The organism is Pseudomonas tremae, from assembly GCF_001401155.1.
In the GTDB taxonomy this organism is placed as follows: domain Bacteria; phylum Pseudomonadota; class Gammaproteobacteria; order Pseudomonadales; family Pseudomonadaceae; genus Aquipseudomonas; species Aquipseudomonas tremae.
The window spans coordinates 272,303-289,177 of the sequence record NZ_LJRO01000090.1 but is presented as its reverse complement, the minus strand read 5'-3'; the positions used below and the strand labels follow the sequence as shown (position 1 = coordinate 289,177).

Annotated in this window: 13 protein-coding genes and 2 pseudogenes; 9 read left to right on the top strand and 6 right to left on the bottom strand. The window is 58.9% G+C overall.

Translation table 11 applies throughout. From position 1 onward, the window contains the following. Positions 1 to 74: 74 nt before the first annotated feature. A complete protein-coding gene (locus tag ALO43_RS07835) occupies positions 75 to 953 on the top strand; it encodes a LysR family transcriptional regulator (RefSeq protein WP_054997338.1) in 879 nt (292 codons plus the stop codon). Positions 954 to 1,183: 230 nt separating this feature from the next. Here ALO43_RS07835 and ALO43_RS07830 read toward each other — a convergent pair whose 3' ends face one another. The 4 genes and pseudogenes from ALO43_RS07830 to ALO43_RS07815 all read right to left on the bottom strand — a co-directional run. Next, positions 1,184 to 2,821, bottom strand: a complete 1,638-nt coding sequence (locus ALO43_RS07830; protein WP_054997337.1) for an ABC transporter substrate-binding protein — start codon at positions 2,819 to 2,821, stop codon at positions 1,184 to 1,186. Positions 2,822 to 2,940: 119 nt separating this feature from the next. Next, positions 2,941 to 4,218, bottom strand: a complete 1,278-nt coding sequence (locus tag ALO43_RS07825; protein ID WP_054997336.1) for an NAD(P)/FAD-dependent oxidoreductase — start codon at positions 4,216 to 4,218, stop codon at positions 2,941 to 2,943. A 70-nt stretch (positions 4,219 to 4,288) separates the two neighbouring features. Next, positions 4,289 to 5,206 carry a GNAT family N-acetyltransferase gene (locus tag ALO43_RS07820; RefSeq protein WP_083492132.1) on the bottom strand — a complete coding sequence of 306 codons (918 nt, stop codon included), beginning with the start codon at positions 5,204 to 5,206 and terminating at the stop codon, positions 4,289 to 4,291. Between the two features lie 35 nt (positions 5,207 to 5,241). Continuing rightward, positions 5,242 to 5,922: pseudogene (locus ALO43_RS07815) on the bottom strand (NAD(P)/FAD-dependent oxidoreductase); the annotation flags it as partial. Between the two features lie 682 nt (positions 5,923 to 6,604). Here ALO43_RS07815 and ALO43_RS29980 point away from each other — a divergent pair. From ALO43_RS29980 to ALO43_RS07790, 7 genes and pseudogenes are all read left to right on the top strand, one after another. Then, positions 6,605 to 6,763 (top strand): hypothetical protein, encoded by a 159-nt coding sequence (locus ALO43_RS29980; protein WP_235661497.1) that lies wholly within the window; start codon positions 6,605 to 6,607, stop codon positions 6,761 to 6,763. Between the two features lie 406 nt (positions 6,764 to 7,169). Continuing rightward, positions 7,170 to 7,883 carry a GntR family transcriptional regulator gene (locus ALO43_RS07810; protein WP_054997335.1) on the top strand — a complete coding sequence of 238 codons (714 nt, stop codon included), beginning with the start codon at positions 7,170 to 7,172 and terminating at the stop codon, positions 7,881 to 7,883. Beyond that, positions 7,880 to 8,893: an ADP-ribosylglycohydrolase family protein gene (locus ALO43_RS07805; protein ID WP_024691134.1), complete on the top strand. Its 1,014-nt coding sequence runs from the start codon at positions 7,880 to 7,882 to the stop codon at positions 8,891 to 8,893. Before ALO43_RS07810 ends, ALO43_RS07805 begins: the two co-directional genes overlap by 4 nt. Before the next feature lie 159 nt (positions 8,894 to 9,052). After that, positions 9,053 to 10,522 (top strand): purine-cytosine permease family protein, encoded by a 1,470-nt coding sequence (locus ALO43_RS07800; protein WP_024691135.1) that lies wholly within the window; start codon positions 9,053 to 9,055, stop codon positions 10,520 to 10,522. After that, entirely contained in the window at positions 10,512 to 11,438 is a 927-nt protein-coding gene (locus tag ALO43_RS07795; RefSeq protein ID WP_024669328.1) for a PfkB family carbohydrate kinase, read from the top strand. Before ALO43_RS07800 ends, ALO43_RS07795 begins: the two co-directional genes overlap by 11 nt. A 150-nt stretch (positions 11,439 to 11,588) precedes the next feature. Beyond that, positions 11,589 to 11,720, top strand: a pseudogene (locus ALO43_RS28430) (TetR/AcrR family transcriptional regulator); the annotation flags it as partial. An 82-nt stretch (positions 11,721 to 11,802) separates the two neighbouring features. Then, a complete protein-coding gene (locus ALO43_RS07790) occupies positions 11,803 to 13,656 on the top strand; it encodes an ABC transporter ATP-binding protein (RefSeq protein WP_024691136.1) in 1,854 nt (617 codons plus the stop codon). A gap of 55 nt (positions 13,657 to 13,711) precedes the next feature. On the opposite strand, the gene ALO43_RS07785 is transcribed toward ALO43_RS07790, so the two are convergent. Continuing rightward, positions 13,712 to 14,824, bottom strand: coding sequence for an NADH:flavin oxidoreductase (locus ALO43_RS07785; RefSeq protein WP_024691137.1), 1,113 nt, complete (start codon positions 14,822 to 14,824; stop codon positions 13,712 to 13,714). A gap of 137 nt (positions 14,825 to 14,961) precedes the next feature. On the opposite strand from ALO43_RS07785, the gene ALO43_RS07780 reads away from it, so the two are divergent. Beyond that, entirely contained in the window at positions 14,962 to 15,846 is an 885-nt protein-coding gene (locus tag ALO43_RS07780; protein WP_024669331.1) for a LysR family transcriptional regulator, read from the top strand. 72 nt (positions 15,847 to 15,918) lie between these two features. Here the strand turns inward: ALO43_RS07780 and ALO43_RS07775 are convergent, their stop codons facing one another. Then, the gene (locus ALO43_RS07775; protein WP_024691139.1) at positions 15,919 to 16,875 is read right to left on the bottom strand and encodes a diguanylate cyclase; all 957 of its coding nucleotides are present in this window, start codon (positions 16,873 to 16,875) and stop codon (positions 15,919 to 15,921) included.

The window sequence follows — 16,875 nt, the reverse complement described above, 5'->3', positions numbered from 1 at the left end:
TATCGATTGTAAAAATTCATTCACACTATAAAAAGCGATAGTTTCTGATCACTATTGGTGATAATTTCTCACCAATGGACCATTCAGAAATACCTTCGCTCGATGACCTGCGAGCATTCGAAGCAACAGCGCGGCTGGGTTCAGTCCGGCGTGCCGCTGACTCGCTCGCGCTCACGCACGGCGCTGTCAGTCGCCGCATCACCAAACTCGCCGACGACATCGGGGTCAAGTTATTCGAGAGGAATGGGCGAGGCCTGCGGCTCACACCGGCCGGCGAGACACTCAACCTGACCCTTGGCAGGTTTTTCGGCGAGTTGGCCGCCACCATGCAAAGCCTGCGTGCTACCAGTGTCGGGAAAACGGCCCTGGTGCTCTCCTGCGAACCTTCAGTTGCCATGCGCTGGCTCATTCCGCGGTTGGGGGGATTTCAAGTGGCGCATCCAAACATCGCCCTCCACCTCTCCGTGGGTGGCGGGCTGGTGGACTTTCGCAAGAGTCAGGTGGATCTCGCTATTCGACGGCTAGATTTCGCTGTGCCCGAGACGTGGAATGTCCGGCCCCTTTTCCCCGAAAAGGTTGGGCCTGTCATGAGGCCGGAATTGGTGCCGAATTTCGAACACGGCGACTATCTTGCTCTCGGGTCGAAGACGCGACCTGACGCATGGGCGCAATGGCTGAGCACCCATCCGTCGGCGCTTCGGCCCACAGAAATCCGGTACTACGACCATCACTCTCTGATTGTCGAAGCTGCAGCTGCAGGCCTTGGTGTCGCCCTCAGCCCGCTGATACTCGCTGTTGACGATGTGGGACGAGGAAGCTTGGCGGCACCTGCTGGCTTTGACCCTGACGGCAGTCAATATGGGTTGATATGGTTAGGGTCGAATGAACTGCAAGGCGTGGAGTTTGAACTCGCTGAGTGGCTTCTAGCGCAGTTCAGCCACCTAAGGCCCTAACTCCTTCGAACAGATCGCACCGCAGCTCAAAATCGCGATCTCACATTGACTGAAAGGCTGCCACAAAGTGGATGAGCCGCGCACAACTGCTGCCACCCGTCATCCAGCGCGGCGATCAAAACTCCAGCTGACCCAGGCAGGTTTCTCCTGCGTCTGGATGACTTCAACAACCGCAGCGTTGCCACCGCGATGCATTTGCTGGTGCTGTTTTCTCGAAGTACCGCCTCCGATTAAGCATCCAGCCAGACTTGCTCTGCAAACATGTAGCCCATGAAACCACCCAGCGGGTTGCTGCCGTAGCCTTTGATGCGCTGATCGATACCGTCAATATTGCTGATGAAGACCGGAACACCGATGCCGCAATGTTCGTGCACCAGTGCCTGCATGTCCGCGTACATTGTACTGCGCTTGGCCTCATCGGTTTCAGCACGGGCCAACACCAGCAACTGGTCGAACTTCTCGTTCTTCCAGGCGGACTCGTTCCACGGCGCGTTCGACTTGAAGAACTGCGAGAACATTACGTCGGCGTTCGGCCGTGGGTTGATGTTGCCGAAACTCAGCGGATGCTTCGCCCAGTGATTGGACCAATAGCCGTCACTGGGCATGCGGTTGACATCTAGCTTGAGCCCGGCCTGTTTCGCCGATTGTTGCAAGAGAACCGCCATATCCACCGAGCCGGTCGCAGCTGGCGCAGCGTACACCGGCATGCTGATGCTCTCAATACCGGCCTTTTTCAGAAGGAACTTGGCTTTTTCCGGGTCGTAAACTCGTTGTGGCAAATCAACATTGAAGTAACGCGAACCAGGCGAAATTGGGTGATCGTTACCGACCACGGCGAAACCCCTGAAGACGGCAGATACAATCTGCTCACGATCCAGCAGGTATTTCATCGCCAAAGTGAATTCCGGGCTTTTACCAGGCATTTGATCCTGGCGAATGATCAGGTCGGTGTAGTTTCCAGACGGCGACGAAATCACCCTGTGAGTGTTGCTGGCCTTGATGCGTACTGTGGAGCGCGGATCGACTTCATTGGTGATATGCACATCGCCTGACAGCAGCGCGTTGATCCTTGAAGGTTCGTCGGCAATACCAATGAATTCGATCTCATCGAGGTAAGGCAAACCCGGTTTCCAGTATTGGATATTGCGTACGGCAATCGAGCGCACGCCGGGCTTGAACTCCTTGACCTTGAACGGCCCCGTGCCAATGCCCATGCTGAAGTCGGTGGTGCCCTCGGGAACAATCAGAAAATGCGACACTGCGAGAATCGACATCAGCTCGGCGTTCGGGCCGCTGAGACGTATCTGCACTTCACTTTCGCTGATCGCCTTGACCTCGCTGAACTGCTCTGCCAGCGACAGGACTTTGGAGCCTGCGATGGGATCCTTGTGCCGTAACAAAGAAAACACTACGTCGGCCGCCGTCAGGGACTTGCCATTGTGAAAGGTCACCTCTTTTCGAAGGGTGATCACCCAAAGTGTGGCGTCGGTGGTTTCACAGCGCTCGGCCAACTCCAATTGCGGGACCATACGACTGTCGAAACGCGTCAGGCCGTTATAAAACATGAAATGCCGAGTGTAATCAGTAGAACCGGAACCCTTGGCGGGATCGAGGGTGTCGGCAGTTGAACTGTTCATGCCCGCGACGCGAATCCGCCCGCCCGGCTTGCCTTTAAAGGGGGTTGCGGCCTCGTCCGCGAACAGCTTCCCGGCAGCGCCGAATAGACTGCCGGTTCCGGCGGCCGCGACACCGGCGACTCCTAGCATTTGCAACGCGCTGCGCCGAGAAATATCACGGTTAAGGCTTTCGAAGACGCGCAGGCTTTCCTGGCCGCTGATCAGTTGGGAGTCGATCTTGGTATCAGTCATTTCAGTTGTACCTGCCATAAGTGAGGAAAGCGGAATGTCCCGGCCAAGCGGAACGTCCTTCAAACGCGCACGACGGTGATGCCAACATCAACAAACAGGGGGATACTTCAGGTCGCGGCTTAACGCACCAAGTCCTGAAACCGGTAATAGGCGCCCACTAACGGCAGAAACCATGGGTTGCCAAAGTGCCCCGGGATGGCAGGCCAGGTGAAATCCTTCCACGGATTGAGGTCGGCGCGGCCATCGAGCACCTCGGCCATGATCGCGCCCATGTAGGTCGCCATGTGCGTCCCATGACCGCTGTAACCCATGGAATAGAACAGCCCATCGTGCTCACCGGCACGAGGCAGGCGGTCGCGGGTCATATCCACCATGCCTCCCCAGCAGTAATCGATGCGTGTACCGCTCAGCTCAGGGAAGATATCGATCAGTGCCTTCTGCAGGATCACGCCACTTTTCATGTCGGATGCCGGGTTCGACTTGGCAAACCGCGCACGCCCACCGAACAACAAGCGATTGTCCGGGGTGATCCGAAAGTAGTTAACGAAGTTTTTCGTATCGGTGTACATGCGCCGATTCGGCACCAGACGGTCAAGCACTTCAACAGACAATGGCTCGGTAACGATGATAAAAGCGCCCACGGGCACAATGCGTCGGCGAAACCACCCCAGCGGTCCGACTGCGGACGTGCCGGTCGCCAGTAGCACCTGTTTGGCACGCACCTCGCCGCGCGGCGTCTTCACCTGATGCTCAGTGCCTGTGTGACGCGCCAGGCCAAGCACCGGTGCATCTTCATAGATGCGCACGCCACGCCGGGCCGCAGCCTCCGCAAGCCCCTGACCATAGCGACCTACGTGCATGCCGGCACTTTTAGCAAAGACCAGACCACCGAAATAACGGTCTGATCCGACTTCGCTGCTCAGCTGTTCCCGAGTCAACATGAACGTATCGGGGTCGCATTCTTTTTCCATGAGTGCCTGGGACCGGGCCAGCTTGTCAAAATGCTCAGGCTTGGCCGCCAGTTTGAGCTTGCCGACGCGTTTAAAATTGCAGTCGATGCCCTCCTCCGCGATCAGCGATTCGACCTTATTGACGCCGGCGTCAAACGCGCGAAACAAAAGGTTCGCACGCTCGCGCCCGATAGCGGTAGACAACGCGTAGTAGTCTTGGGCAAAACCGTTGTTACACATTCCACCATTGCGTCCGGAGGCTGCGTTGCCAACCAAACCAGCCTCGAACACGGCAACCCTTGCACCCTTTTTGGCCAGTGCAATGGCGGCGGACAAACCGGTAAACCCGGCGCCGACGATCGCCACATCGACCTCACCGCTGGGCGCGTCACGTTCACCCGCTGCGAACCTGGGAGCGGTATCCAGCCAGTAGGGCATCATTTTCATACGCAACATCCATTACATGAGGGTGAGTGAGCCGTTCGCGCAATGCAGAATCTGTGAGTAGTTGCCTGCATCAGCCGATCGACTGGTTGGACAGGGCAAATAAACGCGCATCAGTTTCAGCAGAGTTCGGGTGGGAGTGCGTGGTGCGCACCATGGGGGTTGCATAGCCAACGCAAGGCAGACCTAGCTCGGTCAACCAGTTTGACAAGCCACTGCTGTGGGTCACGTCGATGCGAACGAAACGGCTTCGATGGGCATGCGCCAGTGCGCCGATAAGCGCTTTGGCATCCGGCACCGCTTCTGGCCCACTGGCAATTACCGGGCCGATGACCACGCCACGGCCCCATTCGCGGACACAACCGTAAGCCAACACACCGGCACCTCGATCGACGACCAGGATGCTGCCGATGTCGAACAGGTGGCTTAACAATGCGCTGCGGTCCCTGCCTGTGGCCACCCTGTCCAGCTGTCGCACGGCCTGCTCGTCGCAGGGCTGCATGCTTCGAAGGTGCAAGTCATCGGGGACAAAATGCGACGCCTGCTCCAGCACCGCCTGATGCTGATGGAGCTGCCCGTGGGCAACGAACCCGAGTCGGGTGTACAGCGCCAAACCTTCTTGAGTCGAGTTGAGAATCAGCGTTCGCTCGCCCGTGTGCTGCAACACACTGTCCATAAGGGCGCGTCCGATACCCTTGCCCTGCACAGCTGCCGAGACAATGATCATGCCCACCGAAGCGTGACTATCGCCCTGCAGCCACCATAGGGCAGTGCCGACCAATTGGCCCTCTACTTCCACCGCGAGACCGGCGCCAAGATCGAAGGCGAAGCGCCAGTCAGCCTCCCGGTATGGCCACGCCAATGCAGATGAGAGGCCGACGGCCTGCGGTAAATGGTCAGCACGCAATGGCATCAACTGTGGGGCCGCAGAGCCAGCTGACGCAGCATGCCGGGGCTGGGATGGGGCGGTCAGATCGGAGTGCTTCAACATAACGAAGGTTCCTGTGAGTCAAGCTGTGTGTACGTTTAAAACTCCGCAACCTTGCCCCAGGCAGACGATTGAAAGCGGTTCGGGTGGTAGGGCTGCGGATCAACGATCGGGGCTTTGCCGCTGACGATGTCGGCAATCAAATGACCTGCGCCTGAAGCAATCCCGAAGCCATGTCCACTGAACGCGGATGCCAGCACCAAACCAGGCAGGTTGTCCATTTCACCAATGCCAGGAACGCCATCAGGCGTGCTGTCTACATAACCGGCCCAAGCGGCAGTGACCGTCGAATCTTTCAACGCCGGAACCAGCTCCACTGCACGTTTGTAGGTCAGGGCCACCGACTTGGCACCTGCTTTCGGATCGAGAATCCACATCCTCTCCATTGGCGTCGGCTGGTCCAGGCGCCAGCGTTTTTGGCGCTCGTGACCCGAGAGCAGGCCCTCCAGGCCACCCGGTGCGAGGTTGCGCCATCTGCGCTGAAACACAGGCAGAAACTGCGGGGCGAAACTGAGCAACTGTGGCGTCACATCAGCATGTCCTCTGCCGCTGATCGCCAGCGTGTAACTGCCATCGGCGCGGCGCGTCATGGAGGCGCCAGCTGTGTGAAGCGCACTGGGTATTTCCTCGCGCGGGGCACTGACTGAAAGCACGGTCTGACGAATCATGGCCAGGGGAAAGCGAATGCCATATTGACGACAGAACGAGGAAGCCCACGCTATCGACCGCGACTTGCAGCGATAGCTCAACTGGTGTGTCCTGAGGATTAGCGATTTTTAAAACAACGGATTTGCCGTCCGCACTGTCGCAGCGAAAGGTATTGCCTTTTTCTGTAGAGAAGCGGGTCAGATCAGCTTTTATCTCAAACTGATCCAGCAGTATCCGACCGGTCTCCTCTAACGAAACCGGGGTAAATGTGGCTGCCAGATCGCCCTGTAATACCGCAAGGCTGTCGCTGAAATTGCACTCCCGCATCTCTCGCATCGCTGAACTCCAGGCTTTGGAAGGCTATCCACAGCAGGCTTCTGATAGCCCGATATTGTGCTACAACTTATTTTATTGAAAGAGGGAAATGAAAAATAATTCGATTTTCAAGCAAGAAACAGATCCATACTGGACCTAAGTACATGTTTTACTCGTTAAACCTCTGACGAAATTTTTCGATGTTTTTTTGATTGTTGGACAATATATGCGCAGAGATTGAGCTCATTTGCGATTTAGCAGATTGGTCACCAGACCTTGCCGGAAAGTACGCAGCAGAGGCGTGGATGCAAGGGCTACATCGGCCTCCAACTGCGATGCAGTTGAGGTAAAAGCTTTCCAAGCAAAAAAATGCCAGATAAGCAGCACCCACAAACCGGACGGCAGAGTTGTCACGTCTGACCTTGGCATCAGAAAGGTGTGTTCGCCAAGTGGGACGTGTTTTTCAGCGCCTTGGCCAGGACCGGCTTCGACGGTATCGTCACCGCGTGCGTCTTCGGCTGGGAAGCGCGCGCTGATGCCTCCGGGCGCTTCATGCGCCAAAAGATCCAGTCTTACATCGACAAATACTTCAAGTAGAGGAAATGGAACAGCGCTTCATCTGAGCGAACGGTTTCAAACACGCCCGCCGCACGAGCTATACAGGGAGCGCCATAACTGACCCCTGAAGCGATTCAAATAGCAAGTAACACGCACTGCTGACGAGTCTCCGGAGCAATCAGGCTGGCAGACACTCGTTTGCTCCCGCCCGTCTAGCGTGATACCGACGAGCCCTCCTGCTGCACCAATGGGGTTGTCGACACAGCACTATCCAAGTATCGGCACTGCTCCGGATATGGTGCGCTGGCCCCCGCATCCTTCAAAGGCGTTCAAGCTCGCGGATACGACTTTCGCCCATTATCAGTGCCTTGCTGGTACGTCGCGTGTCGATGTGGCATGCAAAAACAGCTTGCATTAATATCCACCTTGCCACTATAAATTGTACATGACTAGACAGGTTCGATTCGACAAGAAAACCCAGGTGATCAATGAGCTGATACGCCGTATCGAAAGCGGCCAGATGAGCTCAGGCGCCCTGCTCCCCGGAGAAAACCTCCTGGCCCAGGAATTTAACGTCAGCCGCGGCACGCTGCGCGAGGCGTTGTCCGAGCTCAAGCGGCGTAACTTCATTGCCACCCAGACCGGAGTGGGCTCAATCGTCACCTACGACGGCTTTAGCCTGGATCAGCACGCTGGCTGGGCCCAGGCTCTTGCTGACACTGGCGCCGGCGTGCGTACGGAAATCCTGCGTCTGGTAGCGGTGCAACGGCCCGACCTTGAAGTACGCCTGGGCACCTCCAGCCTGGTGGCTCTGGACCGCCGCCGTATCGCCGCCGATGGCAGTATCGTTTCCCTTGAGCGCGCATTGATCCCTGCAGTCGATGGCCTGGAAGACCTGCCGCAGTACGGCCTGCTGGAGGACTCACTGACGGTGACCATGGCCGCCCACGGTTTCATTGGCGAGAAGGGTGACCAGTGGATAGGTGCAGAGCCCCTGAACAGCGATGACGCCGCGCTACTGGCGCGCGACCCCGGCACAGTGTTTCTCAAAGCCGTGCGCACGACATTTGACCGCCGTGCACGTTTTATGGAGCACGTAGAGAGCCTGTTGGACCCCGTGCATTTCCGCCTTCATCTCGCCTTTGGATCCTCCACATGAGCTCAGCATTTCTACAAGACCGAGGCCTGGGTGCCTTTTATGGCCTGGCCTTGGGCGACGCTTTGGGCATGCCGACGCAATCGCTGCCGCGCGCGTTGATCCTGCAACGCTATGGCCGTATCAGTACGCTCATCGGCGCCGATGCTGATCAGCCGATCGCACCTGACATGCCGGCGGGCGCCATCACCGATGACACAGAACAAGCCATTCTGGTGGCACACCTGCTAGTGGCCGGCGGAGGTAGCATCGACCCCTCAGCCTTGGCCCACAGACTGATCGAGTGGGAAGCCGCCATGAAAGCCAAGGGCTCCCAAGACCTGCTGGGGCCTTCGACCAAGCGCGCGATTGAAATGATCCTTGATGGTCACAGCCCTGAAGAGGCTGGCCGCTTCGGCACCACCAATGGCGCAGCAATGCGTATTACCCCGGTGGGCATCGCGGCCGACGTAGGCAATCGCGAGGCTTTTATCAAACAGGTGGTGCAGGCCTGTCAGGTCACCCATAACACCACACTGGGCATCTCCAGCGCAGCGGCGGTCGCGGCTGTGGTGTCCGCCGGGATCAATGGCTCCTCCCTGGCTGAGGCTCTGGAGATTGGCGCCGAGGTGGCCCTGAGTGCCGAACACCATGGCCATTGGGTTGCGGGTGGGCGTATCGCCGCGCGCATTCACTGGGCCAAAGCACTGTGCGCCGACTGCACCGACGAACAGTTGGCCGACCGGGTTCACGATGTGATTGGCACCTCGGTCGCCTCACAGGAATCGGTGGTCGCAGCGTTCACCCTCGCCCACCGCGTGGCCAGCAGCCAGCTCAGCCCGTTCGATGCGGTGTGCATGGCGGCCAGCCTGGGCGGTGACACCGATACGATTGCTGCCATTCTGGGCGCCATGCTGGGCGCCTGCACCGGCATGCAGGCATGGCCGAGGGCGTTGATCGAGCAAATTGATGCGGTCAACGCGCTCGAGCTCGCCCCCTTGGTCGATCAACTGCTGGCCCTGCGCGCCGGTTGACGGGCCGAGCGCTGCTCGCCCACTGGAACCAGATCACCCTCGCCCTCGGACTTCCGAACGGCGATCAGGCTGCCCCTTACTCAGGAAGGCCTGTTTGCACTGGATTGCATCTGCTGACGTACTGCCACAACCACAATAAAGGCAATAGGAGCAACGCAAATGAATACATCTTCCCCCTCTCAAGGTGCCGGTCAGCTGGAAACCCGTGGGATTGAGCCGGTCCCTGAAAACGAATGCAATGGCCACCCGTTGCAGCTGTTCTGGGTCTGGTTCGCCGCCAATATCAGCATTCTGGGCTTGCCGCTCGGGGCCACCCTGGTAGCGTTCCAGGGGCTGGCCATCTGGCAGGCCATTATCGTCGCCATCCTCGGTGCCGCTGGCTCATTCGCAGTGGTCGGGGTTATCTCGATTGCCGGACGGCGTGGTCGTGCGCCAAGCCTGACGCTGTCCCGTGCCATCTTCGGGGTGCGAGGTAATATCGGCCCTACCCTGGTTTCGTTGATGTCGCGTCTGGGCTGGGAAACGGTCAATACCACCACCGCCGCGTTCGTCTTGCTGTCACTGTTCGCGATCCTTTTCGGCACCCCCGTAGAGGCGAAGAACGCGCCCGGCTTGACCCTGCTGTTCATCGCCTTGTTCGTGCTGCTGACCTTGACCGTCTCGGGCCTGGGCCATGCCACATTGCTGGTCATCCAGAAGTGGGCGACTTACCTGTTTGGCGCTCTGAACCTGATCGTTGGTGGTTTTCTGCTCACCCACATCGACTGGAACCTGGTTTTCGACGCGCCTGCAGCTCCGTTGAGTGCCATGATTATCGGTGTCGGCACCATGGCTGCCGGTACAGGTATCGGCTGGGCCAACGCGGGCGCCGACATGTCGCGCTATCAGCACGCCAGCGTGAAGGCCACTCGACTGGTGGCCTCAGCGGCGTTTGGTGCAGGGATCCCGCTGATTTTGCTGATCACTCTCGGCGGTCTGCTGTCGGTGGGCAACGACCACCTTGCTTCAGCCACCGACCCGATCATCGCCATTCGCGAAATGTTGCCCACCTGGATGGCCGTGCCCTATTTGATCACTGCGTTCGGCGGCCTGCTGTTGTCCAATAACCTGTCGGTCTACTCGGCCGGCCTGACCACCTTGACCCTCGGCCTGAAGGTCAAGCGTGTACACGCAGTAATCGTCGATATCGTCGCGATCTTTGCGGGTTCGATCTACTTCATGCTGATCGCCGACAGCTTCTACGGCCCCTTCATTACTTTCATTTCGATGCTGGCGGTGCCCATTACCGCGTGGGTCGGCATCTTTGTCGTCGACCTGCTGCACCGCCACGTTTACTCTCCTAAAGACCTGCTGGACCAGACACCACGCAGCGCCTACTGGTATCGCGGCGGTGTCGAATGGCGCGCGTTGGGCTCGTGGGCACTGGCCATCGTGCTCGGTTTCAGCTTCACCACCGTGGCCACCACCCCGGAGCATGTGCTGTTCAAAGGCTTTCTCGCCGATTCCTGGCTGGGTCATAACGGCCTGGGCTGGATCGTGACCTTCATTGTCGCCGGTGGCCTGTACGCGCTACTCGGCGGCGCGCGTGACCGCCGCGTCAGTACCCAAGAGGCTGCCCATGCCCGCTAAATTGTTCTATACAGGCCAGGTTGTGGTTGACCTTGTCATGGCCGTCGACCACCTGCCGTCATCGGGCGGAGATGTACTGGCCAGCAGTGCCACGTTCGAGGCCGGAGGCGGCTTCAATGTCATGGCCGCTGCCTGTCGCAATGGCTTGCGCACGGTTTACCTGGGCCGCCATGGCCAGGGCCGCTTCGGCGATCTGGCTCGCCAGGCCATGCGCGACGAGGGTGTGGAGATTTCCACAAAGCCGGTTGCCGGTGAGGATACCGGCTTGGCGGTCGCCTTGGTGGAAGCCTCGGCAGAGCGCTCGTTCATCTCCTATGTGGGCGCTGAAGGTGGTTTGTCCGCCGCTGATCTGCAGGGAGTGCAGGTCAGCGCCGAAGATTACGTATTTGTCAGCGGCTATAGCCTGGCACACAAAAACAAGGTAACAGCCTTGCTCGCCTGGCTGGGCGGTTTACCCGGTGGCACTGCTGTGGCCTTCGACCCAGGCCCATTGCTTGATGCTGTTCATGGCGTAGAGATGCACGCTGTACTTCCATTGATCAGCCTATGGTCCAGCAACCGCGGAGAAGCCCTGCGCTTCACGCAAACCCAGAGGCCAGCCGACGCCCTTCATAGCCTGGCCTCCATTCTGCGCGAAGATGCTCTAATCGTGATTCGCGACGGCCCCGCAGGTTGCTGGGTCCACCATGCTGGACAGACACGGCACATACCCGGCTTTGCCGTCACGGCGCTTGACACCAACGGCGCCGGCGACGCCCATGCAGGCGTGCTGCTGGCCGAATTGGCCAGGGGCAGTAGTGTCGACCGGGCGGCCCTGCGCGCCAATGCGGCAGCGGCAATTGCAGTCACACGTCGGGGTCCAGCGACGGCTCCTGGCCGTGAAGAGGTAGACGCGTTGGTGGGGGCCGATGCCTAGGCTCTCAAGTGAGCATGAATACCATCAGGCATATAGCTTTGAAACGGTCCTGATAGAACTCAAAGCCACCCATCGGCGCTCCCCGTCACCCTGATAGATTCTGCATCCCTGCATTTATTCCTTTCTCATCGAGCACGCCACGTCTGCATCGTGCTCGACCGTTTTCCCCCGGGATTGTCTACACTGGCGCGCGATGGCGTGTCACATGCCACACTGGATGCCGCAGTGACCCAAGTAATGGGGCTTTGGGACAGCCGGCATACTGTTGCCGATGATCAATGAACCGGAGCCTCGGTCCGGAAGATTCTCGGAGAGCGTCCAAGACGCCGGAATTCTTGCACTGAATATTTTTTTGGAGACCTCCATGCTTCGCGCGTTTGAAAAATGGCTAGACCCCTTCCCGCCTGACGAAGTCCCGCCTCCGCCTGACGGCCTGGTACGGTTTCTCTGGGCCTGTACGCGGGGCGCCAGGGGTTATGTCCTTGCGCTTGCACTGCTCAGTGCCGGCGTGTCGATTTACGAAGCCTGGCTGTTTTCTTTCCTCGGGCAGGTCGTGGACCTGCTCTCGACCTGGCAGGCTGGCGGCGATGCTGCCTTACAGGAAAGCCATGTGCTGTGGGGCATCGGCCTGGTGTTGCTGACCAGCATCGGGCTGGTGGCCTTGCGCACGATGGTGCAGCACCAGGTCTTGGCGATCAACCTGCCACTGCGGCTGCGCTGGGACTTCCATCGGTTGATGCTGCGGCAAAGCCTGTCGTTCTTTTCCGACGAGTTCTCCGGCAGGGTCACCACCAAGGTGATGCAGACGGCGCTGTCGGTGCGCGACGTGCTGTTCACCCTCATCGAGATCGCGCCCGGAATCGGGGTGTACTTCATCGCGATCATTGCCCTGGCCGGCGCCTTCGACCTGAAGCTGATGCTGCCTTTCCTTGCCTGGATCGTGTTGTTCGGCATGGCCATGCTGTACTTTGTGCCTCGCCTGGGCAAAGTCGGCCAGGAGCAGGCCAATGCGCGATCATCGATGACCGGGCGTATCTCGGATGCCTACACCAACATCACCACGGTGAAGCTGTTCTCTCACTCCAAACGTGAGGCACATTTCGCGCGCGCTGCGATGGAGGATTTCAAGCTGACCGGCTTGCGTCAGATGCGCCTCGTCAGCCAGTTCGAAATCGTCAACCAGGCGTTGGTAGTGGCCTTGATCATGGGTGCAGGCGGCTATGCACTGTGGCTGTGGCACCAGGGTCAGATCGGCACAGGTGCCGTAGCGGCGATCACTGCCATGGCGCTGCGCATCAACGGCATGTCGCACTGGATCATGTGGCAAATGACCTCGTTGTTCGAGAACATCGGCACCGTGCAGGATGGCATGGAGACCTTGACCCGAGGCCCCAAAGTAAAGGATGCACCGGACGCCGCCGTTCTGACGACCAAGGGTGGCGCGGTGACGTTCGACAATGTGGGCTTCAACTACAACGGCGAACGCCAGGTACTCGATGGTCTGAACCTGAGCATTCGTGCGGGTGAGAAAATAGGACTGGTAGGCCGCTCCGGCGCCGGAAAATCCACCCTTATCAACCTGCTGTTGCGCTTCTACGACGTCGATAAAGGCTCGATCAGCATCGATGGGCAAAACATTGCGCACGTTACCCAGGACAGCCTGCGCAGCGCCATCGGCATGGTCACTCAGGACACCTCGCTGCTGCACCGCTCCATTCGCGATAACATCGCTTATGGCCGTCCCGACGCAACCGATGCGCAAATACACAGCGCCGCGGTCAGTGCACAGGCCGACGGGTTTATCAGTCAACTGAGCGACAAGCAAGGCCATAGCGGCTACGACACACTAGTGGGTGAGCGCGGCATCAAGTTGTCTGGCGGCCAGCGTCAACGCGTCGCGATTGCTCGGGTGATGCTCAAGAATGCCCCGATCCTGCTACTCGACGAAGCCACCAGCGCGCTGGACTCGGAAGTCGAAGTCGCTATTCAGGAAAGCCTTGATGACATGATGCAGGGCAAAACCGTGATCGCCATCGCTCATCGGCTGTCGACGATTGCGGCCATGGACCGGCTTATTGTCATGGACGACGGGCGAATCATCGAACAAGGCACGCACAGCGAACTGCTCGGGAAAAATGGTGTTTATGCGCGGTTGTGGCATCACCAGAGCGGCGGGTTTCTTGGAGAAGATCAAGGTTTGACGGACGTCATGGATTGAGCCATAGGCGTGAACAGCCCGGAACGGCTGTTCACGCAAGGCAGCCTGTACTCGCTCAACTCGCCATGTTGAACGCCAGCTCGCGGTCTTTGATGTTGGCAATCGGCCCGAGAATGGATGGATCAAAGTCGCGGACTGCGCCTCCCTCAAGCAGTAGCCGAGGCAGATCCGGGTTGGCCAGTGCGCCCTTGCCCACGGCGATGATGTCTGCGCCGTCTTGGAGTACCTGCTGGGCTTTATCCGGTTCGTGCAGCCCGCCATTGGCGATCAGCACAACACCGGGGGCGTAGCGACGGGCCAGTTTGACCAGGCTGGCTTCACCCTGGTGGAAAGCAGGCTGCCACGCTTCATGTTCTGTTACATGAATGTAATCGACACCGGCATCGGCCAGGGCACCGAAGATGATTTCCGCATCGCGCTCCCCGCCCGCCCATTTATGCTCAAAATCGTTAACCTTGCCTTGTGAAAGACGTACTCCGACCGGGGCCTGCCCAGCGACTTTTTTGACCTCGGCGATGACCTCAAGCGTGAGGCGCAGGCGCTGCTCGACGTCGCCGCCCCATTGATCCGTACGCTGATTGCTGTAGTCGGTCAGAAACTGATCCAGCAGGTAGCCGTTCGCGCCATGAATCTCGACACCGTCAAAACCCGCAGTGCCGATAGCCAGCTGTGTGGCACGGACAAACCCTTCAATGACGTCGGCGATATCCTTGTCACTCATGGCACGCGGAACACGGTAGCTGCCCTCGCCGTAATAGAACGCCATTTGTTCGCCTTTGGGGCGAATGGCCGAAGGGCCGATCGCTTCGTTGACAAAGCGATTGGCCTGACTGAGCGCGCCCGCGTGCATGATTTGCGCAATCACGGCACTGCCATGACGATGAAGTGCCTCGGTAGTAGCTCGCCACGCCTGGGCCTGCTCGTCGTCGGTGATCCCGGGCTGGAACCGATATCCCTGGGAAAAACTGCGATCGGTGTAGTTGCCCTCAGTGATGATCAGGCCGAAACCGCCCCTGGCGAAACGCTCGTAATACCGGGCCATTGCGTGTGTGGCACAGCCTTCTTCGGTCGCGCTGACGCGTGTCATGGGCGCGAGCGCATATCTGTTCTTCAGTTTCAGATGACCCATATCGAACGGGGCGGTAACGTGCTTGCTTATCTCGCTCATACTTCTAACCCTCACGGTGCAGATCGCCTGCGAATTGCCGCAGTCATAAACACAACCTGCACGACGGTAAGTGCATGAGCAGCTCATTGGAACCCAAGCGTTCCGATAAAGCGGTTTAACGATAATGGATAGAATCTGTGCAAATTTCTGACGTAGAGGTGTTCGCAGCCATTGCCTCCGGCAGGAGCCTGTCCGACGCGGCCCGGCGCCTCGGGCTATCTCCCATGGCAGTTTCCAGACGCCTGGCTGCGCTGGAAAACGACCTGGGAGTGAGACTGGTTCATCGCACTACCCGTTCAGTGTCGCTGACGCCCGAGGGCGAAGTCTTTCTGCCTCACGCCAAAACCATGCTTGAAGCAAACGAGACCGCTCGCGCCACGCTCAAGGCCGATGCGGGCACAGCCAGCGGCATTCTGCGGGTAACGGCGCCGAGTGTGTTCGGCCAGACAGTCATCATGCCCATGCTGCCTGCATTGATGCTGGAAAACCCGGCGTTGAGCATCGATCTGACCCTGTCAGACAGCATCGTGGACATTGCCGGGCTGGGAATCGATGTCGCCATCCGGATTGCCACAATACGCGACTCGGCACTGGTCGCCAGATCACTGGCGCCCAACCCTCGGGTGGTGTGCGCAAGCCCTGACTACCTCGCGCGGCGCGGCATGCCGTTGGTTCTGGACGAACTCAGGCACCACCAGTGCATCGCCTTGCAGGCAATGCCCTTCTGGTCGTTCACCCGGCACGGCGAACCAGTGACCGTTCGCGCTCTGGGGTCGTTCTCTGCCAACAGTGTCGAAGCCGTTCGCACGGCATGCAGACAAGGCATGGGGCTGGCCATGCTGACCTATTGGGATGTTCAACAGGAAATTAACGAAGGCAGCCTTCGGCGAGTGGACCTGGAGGATGTCATCCCCGAACAATTGTCTGTTACGGCTGTCCTGCCAACCCGCCAGCGTGTGCCTCACCGGGTGCGCTTGTTCATTGACCACCTTGAAGCAGAGCTCAAGAAGAGCGCGGCTTGACTCAAAACAGTAGCGGCGAAATAGAAGGCTGCAAGGGTCACAAGGCCATTTACAAAAACACAGGCCGTACAATCACTGTTCAACCTCTATCGGCACAAACCGGCTGCAGTTTCGACCTTCGTGCTTGGCCCGATACAAGGCCCGGTCTGCTTCAGCCAACAAGGCCACAGCAATCGAGTCGGGCACGGGTGTGACAGCCGTGCCGGGGCGCGTAACAGGCAGCATACCGGCCTCCAGACTTGCCACCCCAACTGACACCGTGACTCGACCGAAGTCACCGGTCTCATGGGGCATTTTCAGGCTATGAATGTGCTGCACAATGTCCTCCGCCATCCGACAGGCGCCCTCTGCGCCCGTATCCGGCAACAGCACCGCAAACTCTTCGCCGCCGTAACGAGCCACCAGATCAGTCGATCTGTGCACGCAGCACCTCAATGCATGCGCAATGGATATCAGGCACTCGTCACCCTGCAGGTGACCATACCGATCGTTGTAACGCTTGAAGAAATCGATATCGAGCAGCAGTAGCGAAAACGCCTCCTGGTTACGCCGCACGCGCAGCCACTCGCGCTCGATGCTCTGGTCGAGAAAGCGCCGGTTGGCAAGGCCGGTCAGGCCGTCGGTCTGCGCCAGCAGGTTGAGCTGATCCATCGCCATCTTCAGGCGCAGATGAGTCTTTACCCGGGCCGTGACGATCAATGGCTGAATCGGCTTGCCGATGAAATCCACCGCACCGAGCGCCAGTCCGGCCTCCTCGATGCGGGTTTCGGTATGGCTGGTGACGAAGATGACCGGGACGTCTTTGAGCAGTTGATCGGCTTTTAGCGCTTCACAGACTTCAAATCCGTTCATTCCAGGCATCTCGGCGTCGAGAAGGATTAGGTCCGGGCGCATTTCCCTGACCATCTTCAGCGCCTGGACGCCGCTCGTGGCAAAACGAATCTGCCCCAGGCCCTGCAGGACTTTGCTCAACACCCGAATGGCGGAAATATCATCATCTACAATAAGCAGACTGGGTACAGGTTCCAT

Bases quoted from the DNA above. Each gene is read 5' to 3' on its own strand.
- ALO43_RS07790 (WP_024691136.1), top strand. From the start codon at position 11,803: ATGCTTCGCGCGTTTGAAAAATGGCTAGACCCCTTCCCGCCTGACGAA.
- ALO43_RS07795 (WP_024669328.1), top strand. From the start codon at position 10,512: ATGCCCGCTAAATTGTTCTATACAGGCCAGGTTGTGGTTGACCTTGTC.
- ALO43_RS07825 (WP_054997336.1), bottom strand. From the start codon at position 4,218: ATGAAAATGATGCCCTACTGGCTGGATACCGCTCCCAGGTTCGCAGCG.
- ALO43_RS07775 (WP_024691139.1), bottom strand. From the start codon at position 16,875: ATGGAACCTGTACCCAGTCTGCTTATTGTAGATGATGATATTTCCGCC.
- ALO43_RS07785 (WP_024691137.1), bottom strand. From the start codon at position 14,824: ATGAGCGAGATAAGCAAGCACGTTACCGCCCCGTTCGATATGGGTCAT.
- ALO43_RS07835 (WP_054997338.1), top strand. From the start codon at position 75: ATGGACCATTCAGAAATACCTTCGCTCGATGACCTGCGAGCATTCGAA.
- ALO43_RS07830 (WP_054997337.1), bottom strand. From the start codon at position 2,821: ATGACTGATACCAAGATCGACTCCCAACTGATCAGCGGCCAGGAAAGC.
- ALO43_RS07800 (WP_024691135.1), top strand. From the start codon at position 9,053: ATGAATACATCTTCCCCCTCTCAAGGTGCCGGTCAGCTGGAAACCCGT.
- ALO43_RS07820 (WP_083492132.1), bottom strand. From the start codon at position 5,206: ATGTTGAAGCACTCCGATCTGACCGCCCCATCCCAGCCCCGGCATGCT.
- ALO43_RS07810 (WP_054997335.1), top strand. From the start codon at position 7,170: ATGACTAGACAGGTTCGATTCGACAAGAAAACCCAGGTGATCAATGAG.
- ALO43_RS07805 (WP_024691134.1), top strand. From the start codon at position 7,880: ATGAGCTCAGCATTTCTACAAGACCGAGGCCTGGGTGCCTTTTATGGC.